This window comes from Corynebacterium sp. P3-F1, from assembly GCF_030503635.1.
GTDB lineage: Bacteria > Actinomycetota > Actinomycetes > Mycobacteriales > Mycobacteriaceae > Corynebacterium.
The window spans coordinates 1,870,381-1,887,363 of record NZ_CP129965.1 but is presented as its reverse complement, the minus strand read 5'-3'; the positions used below and the strand labels follow the sequence as shown (position 1 = coordinate 1,887,363).

Genomic DNA, 16,983 nt, shown 5'->3' with positions numbered 1-16,983 from the left:
CTAGGCTCGCTGCTGGAGAAAAAGAACATCCACGATGTCACCGGGGCGCACTTCAGTCACGTCGGCCGGGATGCGGATAATCGCGTTCGCTTCCGCGAGCCCCGCCAGTAGGTGCGCCGGTCTGCCGGACAATCCCCCGATTCCATCGACAAGATAGTCGTGCGTTTCGGCGTCGCGCATGAGCCGGGCACGGATGAACCCGATGCGTCCCGGAATCGACTCGAGCGGGCCAAGCGACCGCGCCTTCACCGCGCGGCGGGTGGGAACACGTTTCCCCAGCGAGGTGCGAATGGCGGGGCGGATTAGGGCTTCGAACACCACGAGCGCGCTGACGGGGTTCGACGGCAGCAGAAACACCGGGATGCGGTCCTGCCCTATCAGGCCGAAGCCCTGCGCGGAACCCGGATGCATGGCCACGCGCGTGGTGTCGATGTCCCCCAGTTCCCCCAACGCATTCTGGATCGGTGTTGCGCTGGATCCGCCGACAGCACCAGTTACGATCAGAAACTCGCTCTTCTGGGCCTGGACAGCCAATTGTTCCTTCAGACGGCGGGGCTCCGCATTGATGATGCCCACCCGGTTGACTTCTGCGCCGGCATCTTTCGCAGCGGATGCTACAGCGTAGGAGCTGACGTCGAAAACCTGCCCCAGACCGGGTTTGCGGTCGATGTCGACGAGCTCGAGACCGTAGGACATCACGGTCACGCGCGGCCGCGGATAGACCAGCACCTTGCCGCGGCCGGTGGCGGCGAGCAGGCCGATCTGGGCGGGACCCAAAACTGCCCCGGAACGTACCGCAATGTCGCCCGGCTGAATATCGTCCCCCTCACGCCGGATGAAGTCTCCCGAGCGGACCGGGCGGTGCGGGGTAACTCGCTTCCGTCCGCGGTCGGACCATTCGAGGGGGAGCACCGCATCGGCGAGTGTGGGCAGGGGTGCACCAGTGGCGACGCGTACCGCCTGACGCGGCTGAAGCCGCAGCGGTTTCTGCGACCCCGCGGCAACTTCACCCACCACTGGAAGCGATGCGTCGTGCACCGGCGCGTCCTCGCGCTGGCCGAGGCTCTTGCCGCCACCGACGTCGACAGCACGGACTGCGTAACCGTCGACTGCCGCCTGGGAGAATCCGGGCAGCGGCGCATTCGCCTGCACCTCTTCTGCGCACATGAGGCCGAGCGCGTCGGTGATGCCGATGCGAATCGGCTCGGGCCTCATCGTCGCATCGAGAATCAGGGCGAGGTGGTCGTCGACACTACGCATGGTCCCTCCTACCGGGTCCGGAGCTGCGGGTTCTCCGTCTCAAAATCCGCGACGATCTGCTTGATCGCTTTATACAGCGCCGGCCCGTACTTCTCATGGCGTAGACCGAAATCAACGTTCGCGGGAATGTAGCCGCCGGGGTTACCCAAATCGTGGCGCTTACCGTCGTGAACAACAACGTGGACCGGGTGGCCCTCGTTGATCATCAGCTCGATTGCATCCGTCAGCTGCAATTCCCCGCCCTTGCCCGGAGTGATGCGGCGGAGCGCGTCGAAAATGCCGCGGTCGAGAAGATAACGTCCCGTTGCCACAAAGGTGGACGGCGCGTCCTCCGGATCCGGCTTTTCCACCATCCCCACAACACGCTTGACCTTCGCGGCATCCACGCCCAAATCGGCGTCGACCTCGCGCACGTCGAAGACACCATAGTTGAACACTTCTTCCGGGCTGACCTGGAAAGCACACAGCACGGACCCACCGAGCTTCCCCCGCACATCCGCCATCTTCTCCATGACACCGGTGGGCAACACCAAATCATCCGGAAGCATCACGGCCACGACATCCTCATCGTCGTCGAGAATGGACTCGGCACAGCCCACCGCGTGCCCCAGACCGAGGGGCTCTTCCTGCACCACGGCCTCCGCGGCGATGATTTCGGCGGCACGGGCAACCTTGTCCGCCTGCTCCTGCTTTCCCCGGGCCAGCAGCGTGGAGCGGAGATTCTCAAAATCACCGAAGTGGCCCATGACCTCACCCTTGCCCGGCGCGGTCACGACTGCCAGCCGGTGCGCGCCCAATTGAGCTGCTTCCTCAGCGATCAGCTCAATGCCCGGAGTGTCCACGACAGGCAGCAGTTCTTTCGGAACGGTCTTCGTCGCCGGAAGGAAACGCGTCCCCATACCGGCGGCAGGCACAACGACCGTCTTCACACTGGCGCGGGAATCGGCAGCGTGCGGGCTCTGGTCAGGATTCTGCATGAATGAGTAGTCTACCTACAATAATCTCGTGTCAGGTGTAGGCCACTCCGCAAACCAGCAGTCCGTTTCCAAGGCAGAAGTTCGTGCTGAAGCGCGGCGTCGTCGCGCATCAGCGGAGCATTCGCTTATCGACGCCGCGGTGGTATCCCACCTCCTCGCCTGGCTCGGGGAGCCCTGCCGAGTGGCAGCCTACTCCCCTCTCCCCGGTGAGCCGGGCGGGCCGAACCTCGTCCCCGCGCTGGCGGAGCACCATGAGGTCTGGCTCCCCATCACCCCGCGGGAAGGAGACCTCCGCTGGGGGCGGTTTGACGGTGCACTGCGCAAGGGAGCTCAGTACGGAATTCTGGAACCTGAGGGACCGGGTGAACCCCGCCTCAGTGCCATTCCATGCGATGCCGTTATCGTTCCCGCGCTCGGTGTAGACCGTTCTGGCGTACGTCTGGGACAGGGTGCCGGTTATTACGACCGGGCCCTCGACGGGGTGGAATGCCCCATCGTGGCACTCGTCTACGACCACGAGGTACATGAGACACTGCCCTTCGAATCTCACGACCATCCAGTGGGCGGGGCCGTGACACAGACAGGCTTCATTCGGTTGGGAACCGGAACGGGCGGTCCCGCAGTCCAATAAGGCATGGACTTCATTGACCTGCTCCGCACCCCCGGTTACAAAAGAGCCGTCGCATTGCGCAGGGGCGCCGCCGTCGTGCTCGTGCTCTGCGCAGGGCTGAGTGCTCTACTCAATCGAGCTAGTTCCGACCCGCGCGTGGTTGTATTCGCCCGCGATGTCCAACCGGGCACTGTCCTCGCAAACAGCGATGTCGACCTGAGGCCGCTGCCGGAGGAGGTCTCACCGCCGGCAGCACTCACCTCCGTCGACGCGGTGGAAGGGCAGATCGTGGCTTCACACGCCTCGGCAGGGGAGGTAGTCGCGCCCACCCGCCTGATCGGCCCCGACCTCACGCGCGCCCTCGTCGGAGATGATGCGGGAAAATACACCATGGTCCCGGTCAAGCTCGCTGAACCCGACATCATTCCGATGCTCCATCACGGGGACCACGTCTCTGTAGTCACAGCCGGAGACGGTTCTCCGCAAACGGTCGCCGATTCCGGAATCGTGATTCTGGCAGGAACCCCGGAGGATGAGAACAGCTCGAGCGTGCTCCTCCTGTTGCGTCACGGGGACGCTGCAGCAGTCGCAGCCGCATCCCTTACATCGGCCCTTGCAGTGGTGATAGCGGTCGCCTCTTAGTATATCAGGGAAATTCCCGCTGACATTTCCACTAACTTGAGCACGCGGAGATGGCTTTATCGAGGTCGCTGTAGTAACTTTTCACCGGCATTAAACTTTTTCGACCCCCATTAGGAGGGACCCTCATGCTCCAAGGCTTTAAAGACTTCATCATGCGCGGAAACGTCATCGACCTCGCAGTCGGTGTTGTGATCGGTGCCGCATTCACCGCTATCGTGACCGCGTTCTCCGACAACCTCATTAACCCGCTGATCAACTCCGTCGGCGGCGTCGACTTCTCCCCCCTCGGCTTCAACGTCATCCCGGACAACGACGCCACCTTCATGGACTTCGGTGCCCTGCTCACCGCCATCATCAACTTCCTGCTGATCGCTGCTGTCGTGTACTTCCTCATCGTCGCCCCGATGAACAAGCTGGACGAGCAGCAGAAGCGCCGCAAGGGCATCGACCCGGATGCCGTGGACCCGACCGAGCAGGAGCTGCTCACCGAGATCCGCGACCTTCTCGCGGAAGGCAAGAACCCGCAGATCAAGGGTTAGTCGCCATAGTGCGGCGGTTTTTCCGCCGCGTAATCCAACGGTGTGTCGTCCGTCAAAGCGTCATCCAGCTCGACGAACCTCTCGCCGTCCCCAGCGGACCGTCCGGTATGCGGGCGGTCCGCTTTTCTGTCGTAATCTGCGTCGGAAATGCGTTTCGTCCGACGCCGCTCCCGCGGTGCCATGTGACGCTACTGCACGCTGTACTTGCGCAGCTCGCTAATGAGGTGTGCCACCAGCGGCGCGATGGTGGACATGCCGTCCCGGATCGCGGCGCGAGACGGTGCCAAATTGACCACGACGGTAGAACCCGAGACACCGCAGATGCCGCGCGACGTGCACGCGTCCACGGCACCGCACGCCTGGCCGGAGGAGCGCACCGCCTGGCCGACACCCGGAACCAGCTGGTCGATCACCGCGCGAGTGGCCTCCGGTGCCTTATCGCGTGGCCCGACACCGGTGCCCCCGATGGTGACCACGAGGTCCACGCCACCCACCACCGCGGTCTCAATGACCTTGCGGATCTCGGATTTCTTGGACTTGACGCTCACGACACCATCGACCTTGTAGCCCATTTCCTGCAAGAGTTCGAAGACCAGCTGATCAGATCCCTCGGCGATGGCGCCACCCCGTTTATGGTCGCTGATCAACACTGCGAGCGCACACGGCTGAGCCGGCAACTCTACCTCCGCCTCGGAGGCGAGCAGGTAAGCCTCGTCGGGCTCATGGAGGTCTAAAGCGTCGATAGTGTTAGACATGGCCGGGCTCCTCGTGACTGTGGCTATGGCGGATTTCGCTACTTAGAAAATCTACTCGGAACTGAGGGTCACCTCTACCGTTCTCGTCTCATCAGATCCCTGCGACTCCACTTCGAGTTGAACGGTCTCACCGAAATCGAACGAACGGGTCGCGGCCACAAGTGCATCGGAGGACTCGATCGGCCGGTCGTTGATGCGTGTGACCACGTCCCCAGGCCGCAATCCGCCCTTTTCTGCGGGGCTGCCCGGCTGCACTCTGCTCACCAAAGCTCCGCCGGAGGCCTGGCGGATATCCACCTCGACCCCCATCATCGGTTGCCGGGCTTTGCCCTCGTTGATGAGTTGCTCCGCAACGCGCCGCGCGAAATTGGACGGGATGGCGAAGCCGAGGCCGATAGAACCAGCTTCGCCAGACTGGCCTTGCGAGAGAGAGGCAATGACGGAGTTCATGCCGATGAGGTGTCCATTCATGTCCACCAACGGCCCACCGGAGTTTCCGGGGTTGATCGCGGCATCAGTCTGAATGCCGTCCATCAGGGAACTCTCTCCTCCCCCTTGCGACGCGCGCACCGGGCGATTGAGGGCGGAGACGATACCTGTCGTCACCGTCGCCGACAGTCCGAGCGGCGATCCGACTGCCACGACCGGCTGCCCAACGGCCAGGCTGTCAGAATCACCGAATTGAATCGTCGGCAAGTCCTTCACACCTTCAATCTGGATCACCGCGATATCAGTGTTCACATCGGAGGCAATGAAAGTGGCGGGGTGCTTCGTGCCGTCGTTAAGCGTGACCTGCATTTGCGCACCTACTCCCGCTGCTTCCGCGACAACGTGGTGGTTCGTGAGAACCTTGCCATCGGAGCTGATGATGGAGCCGGAGCCCTCTGCCCCGCTCGTGCGCGTGGCCACCTCAATGGACACGACAGCTGGCAGGACAGATTCTGCGACCTTCTCCACCGAACCATCTGCTGCCTGTGCCTTATCGGGTTTCACAGGCGCTTCCAGCGCATTGTCGTTGTCGCTGGCACCGATGTTCGTCGATTGCGCGGTCTCCTTCGCACTCCCGGCGATCGAACCGGCGACGTAGCCACCCGCCACACCCGAAACCAGGCCGGTGACGAGCGAGAGGGCGATCGCCGTTACAGCTCCCACTCCCCGCTTGCGTTGCGGAGCTGCTTGCACGGGAGGTTGCTCATTGTACGGTTGCGGTTCCCCGTAAGGTGGCGGGGTGACTGGACCGCCGAATTGGGAGTTGGCAGGATATTCCGGAGTTGTCATGATCGGTTATTTTCCTCTTCGACGCTGTGCCGGCTCTCTTTTCAAGTCTGCCCCCATCGTAGTAGTTCCTGAATGATCACTGTGAGCATTAGCTGCTCGGCGCGCAGCGTCACCCGCACCACACCACCAAGCGGCGACCATTTCGCCGCGTTGTCGAGGAGATTGACGGGGCACGGGACAAAGCCGCCCGATTCGCATCCACGATCCACGGGTCCGCCCGGAACATGAACTTCACATCGGGGCGGCGGCGTTGCACGCGCGTGACAGCTTCAGTAAGTACGGAATCCATCAGGGCAACTGTCCGCGGAGCCCAACGCGCTGAGCTCGTGCTCCTCCATGGCGCTGAAGACCACGAAATAGTACAGCGCAGCAGTAGTCCCAACCGCAGTGAAAACACCGGCACCGACAAGAGCCGCGATTCCGCCGCGGACGAGAGAACTGCGGCCCGGACGTAAAGGTACGCCGTCCGCCAGCGTCGAGACCGGCGACCCGCTCTGCAACCCCACCCGTGCTGTGAGCATGGGAATCGGCTTGTCATAGCCCGTCGAACGCAATCCGCGGCGCACTCCAAGGCCGTCGAGCCGCGGCATCATGACATCAAGGATGGTCAGATCAGGTCGTTCGTTGCGGATCATTTCCAGCGCCTGGATCCCGTCTTCCGCCAAAATCACGTCGTACCCGTTGAATTTCAACAAGCGCCGGAGAGACTCGCGCACTGCCTGTTCATCGTCGACCACCGGAACCTTCATGGCACCCATCAAGACAATCTGCTCAAGACATGCGAAAAGCCGGCTACCCCGGAAGGATAGCCGGCTAATCAGCGCTTAGAACTGCTCGACGTCGATCAGGCCCTGCTCTGCGGCCTTGATCAAGCGGCGCGGGATACGCACGGTCTGACCGTCGATCTTGACCTCCTGCAGCTCGGCGTTGTCTGCCTTCCACTGCGAACGGCGGTGGTGCGTGTTCGAACGGGACTTGCGGAACTTCGGTGTTGCCATGGTGACTTTCCTCCTTTACCGCTCTTAGTTGGCGGACTTCTTCTTGCGGCGGGCCATACCGCCGAAACGGCGGTTGAACTTCTCGACACGGCCAGCGGTATCCATGACACGCTGTGCGCCGGTCCAGAACGGGTGGGACTCGCTAGTCACGTCGACGACGATGAGCGGGTAATCGTTGCCGTCCTCCCACTGTGCGGTGCGGTCGGAGGTCGCGGTGGAACGGGTCAGGAACTGGTGGCCTGTGCCTGCGTCCTGGAAGATCACCGGGTGGTAATCGGGGTGAATATCTTTCTTCATCTCTTCGTTTCCCTCAGGATTGATACTTCAGGTCGGTTCACGGGACTGCCCCCCGGATCGTGCCTGAGTTGGGTGCGAAAATGGTCTTTCATCCAAGCAGGACAAATACGCCTGATCAGACAACTTGATACATAGTACAGGTGATGGACACATTCCCGAAATCGCTTCCGCAGGGCCTGCTGCGCTGGTCACTGTGCGCTGCCGCGCTGATTCCCAGCGCGGCCTTCCTCGCTGTCTCCGCTCCAGGAGAGCTGGCGAGCGTCGCGCGGCGGCTCGCCCCGGTCCTGCTTTTTGTGGCGGGCATGTCCGTGACAGTGAATCTCGCCGCGTCCGCCGGAGCATTCGATGCCATTGCCCGCGGACTGGAGAAATGGACCCGCTCGCAGCGGGCGCTGTGGGGCGGCATTGTCGGGATCGCGGCCGTTTGCACGATCTTCCTGTCGCTCGACACCACGGCGATCATGATCACCCCGATGGCCGTAGCCCTCGCACGCCGGAATGGTCTGAAGGTGGTGCCGGTGGCGTTCGCCGTGATGTGGATCGCGAACCTCGGCTCGATGCTGCTTCCGGTGTCGAACCTGACCAACCTGCTCGCCGCTGGCTCTCACCAATTCGCGTCCGAGGCCGATTTCATTCGCCTTGCTGCGGCACCGGCGGGCGCGGCACTGCTCGTCGCCATTGCCGCGTCGTGGATTGCGTACATAAGGGATAAAGGTGAGCCAGCGACACCGCCCGTAAGCGTGGGATCAGGCGACCACGGTTCCGCCCTGCAGATCGCACTCATCGTGCTTGCGCTGCTTCCCCCGGCGTTGCTCTCCCCTATTCCCTATTGGGCCGTGAGAACACTGGCCGCAGCAGTGCTGTACGCGACCGCCGGCCATCTGCGCCGTGGCGAAGGCTTGGTGCCTTGGTTCTCCGTTGCCCTTGCGGCGACTTTTTCCTTCGGCGCCACCGCCGCCATCGCAGCGGGATTGGAGTTGAATATCTCGGGCCTGTTGCCGATTGCCGCCGCGGGCGCCCTCGCCGCCAACACGGCAAATAATCTTCACGGCAAATAATCTTCCGGCCTATTCCCTCCTTGAACCGGCGGCCGACACCCCACGGCAGATCATCGCCCTATTAGTAGGGGTCAACTGCGGACCGGTGGTCACTCCCTGGGCTTCTTTGGCCACGCTGTTGTGGCACGACCAGCTACGCCGGGCCGGTGTGCAAATTCCCTGGAAAGATGTGGTCCGACGGGGAGCTCTACTCGCGCCATTCGCCGTCGCGGTTCCTCTCGGGGCGCTCATGGTGGCGGGGTGATGGGGAACTCGTCGATAAGCATGAAAGCGATTATGAAATGGAACGTCGCGCGTGTATTGTTTACTCTCGCTGTTGTCGAAGTACACGTTTACGCTTAGTCAACCGGTGACTTGCGACGCCCTCGAGCACCACGGCCATCCTCACACTTCCGGCCTGTAATCAGCCCCGAGCGCGGCGTCCACCTCATAGTCTCCGAGTTTGCAAGCGGCTAGGAGAAAGAAGTAACCATGTCGGCACATTGCCAGGTCACGGGAAAAAAGCCGGGTTTCGGCAAAACCGTGTCTCACTCGCACCGCCGCCACTCGCGCCGTTGGAACCCCAACGTGCAGAAGCGGCGTTTCTACCTGCCCTCTGAGGGCCGTACCATCACGCTCAACGTTTCCACCAAGGGTCTGAAGATCATCGACCGTGACGGCATCGAGTCCGTCGTCGCTCAGATCCGCGCCCGAGGGGAGAAGATCTAGCTCATGGCACGTAACGATATCCGCCCGATCATCAAGCTCAAGAGCACCGCGGGCACCGGCTACACCTACGTCACCCGTAAGAACAAGCGCAACAACCCGGACCGCATTACTTTGAAGAAGTACGATCCGGTTGCGCGCAAGCACGTTGAATTCCGCGAGGAGCGATAAGAATGGCGAAGAAGTCCAAGATCGCTAAGAACGAGAAGCGCAAGGAGATCGTCGAGCGTTACGCTGAGCGCCGTCAGGAGCTCAAGGCGATTATCCGCAACCCGGAGACGTCCGACGAGGACCGTCTCGAGGCTCAGTTCGAGCTCAACCGTCAGCCGCGCGACGCCTCCCCGGCTCGCGTACGTAACCGCGACTCGCACGACGGCCGCCCCCGCGGCTACCTCCGCAAGTTCGGCCTTTCCCGCGTCCGTATGCGCGAGATGGCCCACCGCGGTGAGCTGCCGGGCGTCCGCAAGTCCTCGTGGTAAGCAAGGGAGTGCATACACATGAAGCGCAATAACAACCGCAAGGTGCGGATGGAGCAGTCCCGCCGCCCGAAGAAGAACCCGCTCAAGGCCAAGGGCATCGAAGCTGTGGACTACAAGGACATTGAGACCTTGCGTCTGTTCATCTCCGACCGCCACAAGATCCGTTCGCGTCGCGTCACTGGCCTGACGCCGCAGCAGCAGCGCCAAGTCGCTACCGCTGTGAAAAACGCGCGCGAGATGGCTCTGCTGCCGTTCACCAGCCGCTAAAGAACCGGTTGACGATGACAGCGTAGAGTTCGACATTTCTCCCCGTCTCCTTTATTCGGAGGCGGGGAGATTTTTATGCGCAGGCTGCCCCCGGTGCGGTGCCCAGTGCGGGAATGAGCTCTTTGGTCAGCTGAGTGAGCATCACCTGGCCGGATTCGTAGGTGCCGTCAGCTGCGCTCGCTGCGATCGCGAGTGGGATCATGCGTCCATTGCTGTCGGGCACGAGACCGAATTGCCGAACTTCGTAGGCCCCGCTTATCGACGGCCCCCAGCCCCCCTTGAAGCGTGCCCCCGGAATCGTGCCCAAACCGTAGGCCTGGCCGCCGGCGATATTGCCCATCAACTCGAGGACCGGAGCTGAACCCGCCACACAGCCCAGATGCGAGGCGAAACGTGCCTGTTCTGCAACAGTCCACTGAGTCTGTCCGAAGGCGGAGAAGCCCGGCCGGGTGACTTCGCGTTGCACAGCCACGGGAGTTGCGCCTTCAGCTAGGACCGCTTCGACAGCATCAGGGGACGTACTGTTCCACAGAATGTTCGCCGCCCCGTTGTCCGAGACCTGGATGGCGTTCGCGGCCTCCACCGTCAGCTCTGGGTGCTCTTTGAGAGCGGCAATGGCGACGGGAACCTTCATCGTCGACCATGAGGCGAAACCGGATGCGTCACCGGCGGAGCTCTCGCCTCCGATCGACACCGCCGCTTTCCCCCCGTGAGCGGCAATGGCATTGTCGACCGCACGCTGCAGAACCTGGCTCAGGTCACCGCCAGGTGTGTCGGTGGTGGGCCGTGGATCGGAGCCCCGCGGGGCAGGTGAATGTGCCTGTCCGGACGTCTCAGTCACGGTGACGACTTCAACGGTTTCCGGTTCAGTGAGCGGGTCCCCGATCGTGCAGGCGCTCAACCCGAGGGCAGCCGCGGCTGTCAGAGCAGCGCCTTCGGCCGTTAGCTTTCGTTTCACGAGATATATACGGCTGCGTTGCGTCCGCCAGTGCACACCACTTGGTCACCGCGATCCCGGCACGTCATGGTGTAGTTCGTTTTGGTGCTTGGGCTATACACATCCACGAGCGTCACATTGGGGGTGCCTTCATTGCGGCACGCCGCTTTGAAAGCATTGTAGACGTTCGCCGCGAACCCGGGGGTGGTCACATTCGAATCGGTGACATACCAGTCCGAATAATCGCACGTGGCGGCTGCTTTCTTCGGGTGCGCCTTCTCTGGCGCAGGCGCATCGACGGTCGTCGTGACCGTGGATTTGGATGCTGGAGTTGCAGACTCCGCCGACACGGACGTCATTGCCGCGGCATCCTCGGTCTCGTTCCCGCTGGAGAAAAGGTAGTACGCCAGGAACCCGACGAGAGCGAGCGCCAGAATGACAGCGACAGTGCTCACAACAACCAGAGCCGTATTCGACTGCTTCGGTGCAGGCGGCTGCGGCTGATACTGCTGCGGCGGCTGCTGGTACTGGGGCTCGGGCCCACCCCACGTCGGGATACTCACGTTATTTGTCCTTTTGTCCGGGCAAGAAACTCTTCGAAGTCCTACATTCTAATCGGGCTTAGTGGGCAAAGTGGCGTGTGCCGGTGAAGTACATGGTCACGCCCGCCTCATTCGCAGCAGCAATGACTTCCTCGTCACGGATGGACCCACCGGGCTGAACAACCGCTTTCACACCGGCGTCGGCGAGGATCTGGAATCCGTCGGCGAAGGGGAAGAACGCATCCGACGCGGCAACTGCGCCGTTGGTGCGGTTGCGCCCCTCGTCAAGGGTGTTGGCCCGATCGACGGCGAGCTTGGCGGAGTCGACGCGGTTGACCTGGCCCATGCCCACACCGACGGCTGCACCGTCGCTGGCGATGAGGATGGCGTTGGACTTCACACACCGGATGGCGTGCCATGCGAAGTCGAGGTCCGCCAGAGTCTGCTCGTCAGCCGGCTCACCGGCGGCCAGTTCCCAGTTCTCTGGCTTGTCGCCGTCGGCCTGGTAGACATCGCGGTCTTGGATGAGCCAGCCGCCGGAGATCTGCTTGAACTCTTCGACTCCGCTCTGCGGCTTCTCGGCGGTGAGGATGCGCAGATTCTTCTTGGTCTGGAGCAGCTCTAGGGCATCATCGTCGAAGCTCGGGGCGATGACGACCTCGGTGAAAATCGGCTTGATCTGCTCCGCCATCTCGAGGCTGACCTCACGGTTGGAGGCGATCACACCGCCATAGGCGCTGACCGGGTCGCACGCGTGGGCCTTGGCGTGCGCATCCGCGATCGAGGTCTCGGACACGGCGATGCCGCACGGGTTGGCGTGCTTGATCACTGCGACGCAGGGGCGCTCGTGGTCCCAGCAGGCGCGCCATGCCGCATCCGCGTCCTGGTAATTGTTGAACGACATTTCTTTGCCGCCGTGCTGCTTCGCACCGGCCAGACCAGTCCCGTCGGAGACAATGCGGGCGGCCTGGTGCGGGTTCTCCCCGTAGCGCAGGGCATCCGAGCCGCCCAGCTGCTCATCGAACCATGTGGACACGGCGGCATCGTAACGCGCTGTGTGCGCGAACGCGTCTGCGGCGAGCTGGCGCCGCTGCCCTTCGTCGAAGCCGCCGGCTTTGACAGCCTCGATGACCTCGCCGTACTTGGCAGGGTCGACGACCACAGCCACGGACGGGTGGTTCTTCGCCGCCGCACGCACCATCGACGGGCCACCGATGTCGATCATTTCCACGACGTCGTCGAAGCCTGCACCGGAAGCGACCGTCTCTTCGAACGGGTACAGGTTCACCACAACGAGGCCGAACGGCTCCACCCCGAGCTCCTCGATCTGCTTCGCGTGCTCGGGCTTGCGCAGATCCGCCAGAATGCCAGCGTGAACGCGCGGGTGCAGCGTCTTCACACGACCCTCGAGCACCTCGGGGAAGCCGGTGAGCTCCGCCACCTCAGTGACATCCACCCCCGTGTCCTTGATGCGCTGCGCGGTGGAGCCGGTGGAGACGATCTCCACCCCGGCCTCGGCGAGAGCCGACGCCAGCTCTTCAATACCAGTCTTGTCGAAGACGCTGATCAGGGCGCGTTTGATAGGTGTGCGGTTGCTCATGCTGGAAATTCGACCTTTCCGTTAGTTGAGGTGACGGCGCGGTTCAGCGTGTCCACGATGAGCGCGCGCTCCACCTCCTTGATGCGTTCGTGCAAGTCTTCTTCAGTCTCCCCCGCGCGCACGTCCACCGCACGCTGCGCGATAATCTCACCGGTGTCCACCCCGGCGTCGATGTAGTGGACAGTCGTCCCCGTGACCTTCACGCCGTAAGCTAGCGCATCGCGCACCGCGTGGGCGCCCGGGAAAGAAGGCAGCAGAGCCGGGTGGGTGTTGATGAGGCGACCTTCGAAACGCGCGAGGAAGGCTTCCCCGACAATCCGCATGAAGCCCGCCGAGACAACGACGCCCGGTTCCGCGCTGGCCACCGTATCCGCCAACTGCCGGTTCCATTCCGCCCGATCGCCGGACAACGGCACGACCTCGGCCCGGACACCCGCCGACCGCGCACGGTCCAACGCGGGACATTCCACATCGGCGACAACAAGGTCGACCCGGTAGGAACCCTGGTGATCGAGAATCGCTTGGAGCAACGTCCCCGATCCGGAGACGAGCACCGCCACAGAAGTCTGAGAAGTCTCTGCCACGAGAGATCAGTCTAGCTGCTCCGCGCGCAAAACAGAGATCGCCGTCGAGCCAGCAGGCTTATCGACGTCCTCTGCCCCGTCACTTTCCGCTTCGGTCTCGCTTTCGTCTTCGTCTTCAGCTTCGCCTACAGTCTCCTGCTCTTCGTCGGTCCCCTCCTCTTCTTCGATCACCTGATCTTCCTCAGATTCCTGTTCTTCTTCGGGCTCGCCTTCAGGCTCTTCCTCGGTTTCTTCCTCGATGATCTCTCGAGCTTCCGCGTCGGAAGTGGTGGCAGGCATGGACTCGGTCCGGTCCTGTTGCTCCGCCTGCTCCTCCAACTGCTGTTGAGACTGTTTCCGTGACTGAAGGACCTGCGCGACGAGCCAAGCTGCTCCCGCGACGACGACAACCCAGAGGGCGGAGGCGAGTGCGAAGAACCACGGGTCGGGACCGATCCAGCCGTACGCCCCCACATCACCGCCGGACATCAGCCCCGCGAACGCAGCCAGAACGGCAGCGAACGCCGCCGCGATGAGGATCTCCACCCAGCCCAAGCGCCGGGGCAGGACGAAATGAATCATGACGGCAGCAGGAACGGCGAGCAGCACCGGCGCCCACACGGGTACTTCACCCGGGATGGCGGCGAACAACGGGAAAGGCGGAAGCGGAACCAATGATGCCCCGAAGAGAGAGACTCCACCCTGCGCAATATCGAACGGAGCCCCCAATAAAACAGCGAGTGTTGAGAGCGCCGCATTAGGCAGGTACAGCACGCCCAAAAGGAACAGCGCGACACCGCCGCCGGCACCCAACACCGGGAACTGGTCGAGCAGATCCCCGAGACGGCTATATCCCGCGGTCAGCAGTACGAGGTAGACAACGGCCGCAACTCCGGCGAGGCGGAGGGAGAGGTGGACGACGGCACGGGTGGCGTCGAAAAGCGCTTCCGGCGCTCCGATCCGTGCGAGCAACGCTTTCCACAAACGCCCGCTCATTCCGCACGCCAAACCCACGACGTGCACGAAAACCGGAATGAGCAGCGCCTTGTGTATGGCGGGCGGAGCAACAGGGAACACCGCGGTGGCATCCGACACCATGAACCAGGCAATCGCGGACAACGTGAACGGAATGAGAACGACAAGCCCACAGATCACGTACAAGTCGAGGATGCTGACACGCTCGCGCGTGGCCACCCGGACACGCCACGCGATCAACGCCGCCACACCAATTGCCGGAAGAAGCGGCACCGCCCCCAACGTCACCCCTTGGAATGTCACGGGGACGCCATGCACGACGAACCACATCTGGGCGATAGACGCGGATAATGCGGCGAGACGGCCGCCCGTTAGCAGGATTGCGGCTAGACACACGGCGATGATGCCGAGCACGAGAACCAGATTCGGAACACCGATGAAGGGAAGATAGTGGCGCACCCGCTCTTTCATCGTCGTGGGCACACGCTCCGCCGCGGGCGCGCGCACAGCAGGGTCAACGCTGCTTTGACGCGAGCGACGGCGCGACACCGCGGGCGAAGTGCGGGCGGATCTGGAGGGAGGACTCGACTTGTTGCTCATTGCTATCAACCTTGGCACGTGGACAGCACAATTAGACGTTGGGACACGTGAGCGACGACAATGTGATCCCTATCCCGCATTCGTGTAACGCATGACCGTAGACACACGAATAAGTGATTTAATTCATTTAGGTTGCTTGACCGCCCGGGACTGGCTAGTGTTACCTCCCGTAGATAACAAAGAGGTTACGATTCCGGAACGAAGCGTAACCCAATGCCGATCTAAACGAGGTACACCTTGAACTCTTCGAGCGCACGCCGCACCGCAGGCAAGCACCGCAAGCAGAGCCCGAACAAGGGTCGTGTCGCACTGGTCGCCGTTGCCACCGGCGCAGTTGCATCCGGCGGAATCTCCGTCGCATCCGCAGCCAACGCCGATCACGCAGACGCAGCCCAGGCTGCGCTCGATGGCGCTACCGACGAGATCACCAAGGAAGCACCGCAGATCCTCACGATCAACGAGTACAAGCCGGTGGACAACCTTTCCGAGCAGCTGGGCAAGGCTGTCGAGTACGCCAAGGTGCGCACCGCCGCCGACCTCGCCGCCCGCGCACCGCTGTCAGTGAAGCCGGCAGAAGGCAACTTCACCTCCGGCTTCGGCCCGCGCTGGGGCACCTTCCACAAGGGCATCGACATCGCTAACGCTATCGGCACCCCGATCGTCGCAGTCTCTGACGGCGACGTCATCGATGCCGGCCCGGCAGGCGGCTTCGGCAACTGGGTGCGGCTGCGCCACGAGGACGGCACCATCACCGTCTACGGCCACATGGAGACTATCGACGTCACGGTAGGCCAGAAGGTCCACGCCGGCCAAAAGATCGCAGGAATGGGCTCCCGAGGCTTCTCCACCGGCTCCCACCTTCACTTCGAGGTTCACCCGGCCGGTGGCGACGCTATCGACCCGGTCCCGTGGCTCTCGTCCCGCGGCATCAACCTGTAGCCAAAGACTGAAGCTTCCTCAGCAATCCCCTCGGCGAGACCGGGGGGATTTTTCGTGTTTTTTCACCCCCGCGACGGCACGAACCTAAATCACTTTAGTCACAGTAGTTAACAGGAGTAACCAGCGCTTTTTCTTAATTCTCCCGCTCTTCTTTGCCCCTTCCAGGGAAAATGCCCGTTGATCAGGCTTCCAACGGCAGCTAGCATGTGTCGAGTTGGAATCTCCATGCCTGACTCCAATTCCGCGAACAAACGAAGAAAGTAGCGAAGAAGGACGACATGAAACGACGCTCACTCGTCGCCGCCGTGGCGCTCACCATTCCCTTGACCGCGGTCCCCGCCCATGCATTCTCCGTCTCCGTGAACGGGCAGGAAGTCGACGGCATCGGCCCCGCACTGCCTTCGATCGGAATGGCACTCGACGATATTTTCTCCAAGGGCGCAACCTTCTCCGCCGCCGGGTACAACATCGTTTATGACCCCCGCGCACTTCCCGAGTACAACGAGGAAGAGGCCACGGTCGGTGTCCCCACCACCTCCGTCACGCCGCAGACCGGCACGACCGCTAACGGCAGCAAGGTAGTCATGCCTACTGAGGGTCGCTTCACATCCGGATATGGCTCCCGCTGGGGCTCCTTCCACGAAGGCATCGATATCGCCAACGGCATCGGTACCCCGATTCTCGCAGTCATGGACGGAACCGTGATCAACGCGGGGCCTGCCCGCGGCTTTGGTAAATGGGTCCGTGTGCGCCACGACGACGGCTCGATCAGCGTGTACGGGCACATCCGCTCCTACAACGTCAGCGTCGGCGAGCGCGTGACCGCTGGGCAGCAGATTGCGGAAATGGGCAACGAGGGCCACTCCACCGGGCCGCACCTCCACTTCGAGATCATGCCTGACGGCCAAAAGAAAGTGGACCCCGTGCCGTGGTTCGCCGCCCGCGGCATCACCATCTAGACG

24 protein-coding genes and 1 pseudogene are annotated in these 16,983 nt (G+C 62.6%); 11 read left to right on the top strand and 14 right to left on the bottom strand.

Annotated elements, in window-relative coordinates; all coding sequences use genetic code 11:
* Together glp and QYQ98_RS08990 are read right to left on the bottom strand one after the other, a co-directional pair.
* Positions 1 to 1,260, bottom strand: coding sequence for a gephyrin-like molybdotransferase Glp (gene glp, locus QYQ98_RS08995; RefSeq protein ID WP_302006518.1), 1,260 nt, complete (start codon positions 1,258 to 1,260; stop codon positions 1 to 3).
* An 8-nt stretch (positions 1,261 to 1,268) separates the two neighbouring features.
* Positions 1,269 to 2,237: a UTP--glucose-1-phosphate uridylyltransferase gene (locus tag QYQ98_RS08990; protein ID WP_302006517.1), complete on the bottom strand. Its 969-nt coding sequence runs from the start codon at positions 2,235 to 2,237 to the stop codon at positions 1,269 to 1,271.
* 28 nt (positions 2,238 to 2,265) lie between these two features.
* Here QYQ98_RS08990 and QYQ98_RS08985 point away from each other — a divergent pair, with 28 nt between their 5' ends.
* The 3 genes from QYQ98_RS08985 to mscL all read left to right on the top strand — a co-directional run bounded on the left by QYQ98_RS08985 (position 2,266) and on the right by mscL (position 4,028).
* Complete coding sequence (locus QYQ98_RS08985; protein ID WP_302006516.1) at positions 2,266 to 2,868, top strand: 5-formyltetrahydrofolate cyclo-ligase; 603 nt, start codon at positions 2,266 to 2,268, stop codon at positions 2,866 to 2,868.
* 3 nt (positions 2,869 to 2,871) lie between these two features.
* Positions 2,872 to 3,489 (top strand): SAF domain-containing protein, encoded by a 618-nt coding sequence (locus QYQ98_RS08980; protein ID WP_302006515.1) that lies wholly within the window; start codon positions 2,872 to 2,874, stop codon positions 3,487 to 3,489.
* Between the two features lie 125 nt (positions 3,490 to 3,614).
* Positions 3,615 to 4,028 carry a large-conductance mechanosensitive channel protein MscL gene (mscL, locus tag QYQ98_RS08975; protein WP_302006513.1) on the top strand — a complete coding sequence of 138 codons (414 nt, stop codon included), beginning with the start codon at positions 3,615 to 3,617 and terminating at the stop codon, positions 4,026 to 4,028.
* On the opposite strand, the gene QYQ98_RS08970 is transcribed toward mscL, so the two are convergent.
* From QYQ98_RS08970 to QYQ98_RS08940, 7 genes and pseudogenes are all read right to left on the bottom strand, one after another.
* A complete protein-coding gene (locus tag QYQ98_RS08970) occupies positions 4,025 to 4,210 on the bottom strand; it encodes a hypothetical protein (protein WP_302006512.1) in 186 nt (61 codons plus the stop codon). The genes mscL and QYQ98_RS08970 overlap by 4 nt on opposite strands.
* A gap of 6 nt (positions 4,211 to 4,216) precedes the next feature.
* Entirely contained in the window at positions 4,217 to 4,783 is a 567-nt protein-coding gene (locus QYQ98_RS08965) for a molybdenum cofactor biosynthesis protein B (protein WP_302006510.1), read from the bottom strand.
* Positions 4,784 to 4,834: 51 nt separating this feature from the next.
* Positions 4,835 to 5,965, bottom strand: coding sequence for a S1C family serine protease (locus tag QYQ98_RS08960; protein WP_302006509.1), 1,131 nt, complete (start codon positions 5,963 to 5,965; stop codon positions 4,835 to 4,837).
* Positions 5,966 to 6,170: 205 nt separating this feature from the next.
* Positions 6,171 to 6,350: a hypothetical protein gene (locus QYQ98_RS08955; protein WP_302006508.1), complete on the bottom strand. Its 180-nt coding sequence runs from the start codon at positions 6,348 to 6,350 to the stop codon at positions 6,171 to 6,173.
* Between the two features lie 179 nt (positions 6,351 to 6,529).
* A pseudogene (locus QYQ98_RS08950) lies at positions 6,530 to 6,810 on the bottom strand (response regulator); the annotation flags it as partial.
* Between the two features lie 75 nt (positions 6,811 to 6,885).
* The gene (gene rpmF / locus QYQ98_RS08945; protein WP_302006506.1) at positions 6,886 to 7,059 is read right to left on the bottom strand and encodes a 50S ribosomal protein L32; all 174 of its coding nucleotides are present in this window, start codon (positions 7,057 to 7,059) and stop codon (positions 6,886 to 6,888) included.
* A gap of 24 nt (positions 7,060 to 7,083) precedes the next feature.
* On the bottom strand, positions 7,084 to 7,356 hold the full coding sequence (locus QYQ98_RS08940; RefSeq protein WP_302006505.1) for a type B 50S ribosomal protein L31: 273 nt from the start codon (positions 7,354 to 7,356) through the stop codon (positions 7,084 to 7,086).
* 143 nt (positions 7,357 to 7,499) lie between these two features.
* Between QYQ98_RS08940 and QYQ98_RS08935 the strand changes: the two genes are divergently transcribed.
* The 6 genes from QYQ98_RS08935 (at position 7,500) to rpsR (ending at position 9,865) form a co-directional block, all read left to right on the top strand.
* Complete coding sequence (locus QYQ98_RS08935; protein WP_302006504.1) at positions 7,500 to 8,414, top strand: SLC13 family permease; 915 nt, start codon at positions 7,500 to 7,502, stop codon at positions 8,412 to 8,414.
* Between the two features lie 85 nt (positions 8,415 to 8,499).
* The gene (locus tag QYQ98_RS10095) at positions 8,500 to 8,658 is read left to right on the top strand and encodes a hypothetical protein (RefSeq protein WP_367881628.1); all 159 of its coding nucleotides are present in this window, start codon (positions 8,500 to 8,502) and stop codon (positions 8,656 to 8,658) included.
* 227 nt (positions 8,659 to 8,885) lie between these two features.
* Positions 8,886 to 9,122 carry a 50S ribosomal protein L28 gene (gene rpmB / locus QYQ98_RS08930; RefSeq protein ID WP_302006503.1) on the top strand — a complete coding sequence of 79 codons (237 nt, stop codon included), beginning with the start codon at positions 8,886 to 8,888 and terminating at the stop codon, positions 9,120 to 9,122.
* A 3-nt stretch (positions 9,123 to 9,125) separates the two neighbouring features.
* Positions 9,126 to 9,290 carry a 50S ribosomal protein L33 gene (rpmG, locus tag QYQ98_RS08925; RefSeq protein ID WP_012359793.1) on the top strand — a complete coding sequence of 55 codons (165 nt, stop codon included), beginning with the start codon at positions 9,126 to 9,128 and terminating at the stop codon, positions 9,288 to 9,290.
* 2 nt (positions 9,291 to 9,292) lie between these two features.
* Positions 9,293 to 9,598, top strand: a complete 306-nt coding sequence (gene rpsN, locus QYQ98_RS08920) for a 30S ribosomal protein S14 (protein ID WP_076599275.1) — start codon at positions 9,293 to 9,295, stop codon at positions 9,596 to 9,598.
* 18 nt (positions 9,599 to 9,616) lie between these two features.
* Positions 9,617 to 9,865: a 30S ribosomal protein S18 gene (gene rpsR, locus QYQ98_RS08915; protein WP_087116263.1), complete on the top strand. Its 249-nt coding sequence runs from the start codon at positions 9,617 to 9,619 to the stop codon at positions 9,863 to 9,865.
* Positions 9,866 to 9,938: 73 nt separating this feature from the next.
* Here rpsR and QYQ98_RS08910 read toward each other — a convergent pair whose 3' ends face one another.
* From QYQ98_RS08910 to QYQ98_RS08890, 5 genes are read right to left on the bottom strand one after another with little or no spacing between them, the layout of a single operon-like run.
* A complete protein-coding gene (locus QYQ98_RS08910; protein WP_302006501.1) occupies positions 9,939 to 10,823 on the bottom strand; it encodes a hypothetical protein in 885 nt (294 codons plus the stop codon).
* Positions 10,820 to 11,365 carry a hypothetical protein gene (locus QYQ98_RS08905; RefSeq protein ID WP_302006500.1) on the bottom strand — a complete coding sequence of 182 codons (546 nt, stop codon included), beginning with the start codon at positions 11,363 to 11,365 and terminating at the stop codon, positions 10,820 to 10,822. The genes QYQ98_RS08910 and QYQ98_RS08905 overlap by 4 nt, the downstream gene beginning before the upstream one ends.
* A gap of 58 nt (positions 11,366 to 11,423) precedes the next feature.
* Positions 11,424 to 12,944, bottom strand: a complete 1,521-nt coding sequence (gene purH / locus QYQ98_RS08900; protein ID WP_302006499.1) for a bifunctional phosphoribosylaminoimidazolecarboxamide formyltransferase/IMP cyclohydrolase — start codon at positions 12,942 to 12,944, stop codon at positions 11,424 to 11,426.
* Positions 12,941 to 13,528, bottom strand: a complete 588-nt coding sequence (gene purN, locus QYQ98_RS08895) for a phosphoribosylglycinamide formyltransferase (protein ID WP_302006498.1) — start codon at positions 13,526 to 13,528, stop codon at positions 12,941 to 12,943. The genes purH and purN overlap by 4 nt, the downstream gene beginning before the upstream one ends.
* Before the next feature lie 6 nt (positions 13,529 to 13,534).
* Positions 13,535 to 15,082 carry a DUF6350 family protein gene (locus QYQ98_RS08890; protein ID WP_302006497.1) on the bottom strand — a complete coding sequence of 516 codons (1,548 nt, stop codon included), beginning with the start codon at positions 15,080 to 15,082 and terminating at the stop codon, positions 13,535 to 13,537.
* Positions 15,083 to 15,319: 237 nt separating this feature from the next.
* On the opposite strand from QYQ98_RS08890, the gene QYQ98_RS08885 reads away from it, so the two are divergent.
* Positions 15,320 to 16,021, top strand: a complete 702-nt coding sequence (locus QYQ98_RS08885; protein ID WP_302006495.1) for a M23 family metallopeptidase — start codon at positions 15,320 to 15,322, stop codon at positions 16,019 to 16,021.
* Between the two features lie 278 nt (positions 16,022 to 16,299).
* Complete coding sequence (locus QYQ98_RS08880) at positions 16,300 to 16,980, top strand: M23 family metallopeptidase (protein ID WP_302006494.1); 681 nt, start codon at positions 16,300 to 16,302, stop codon at positions 16,978 to 16,980.
* Positions 16,981 to 16,983: the final 3 nt, after the last annotated feature.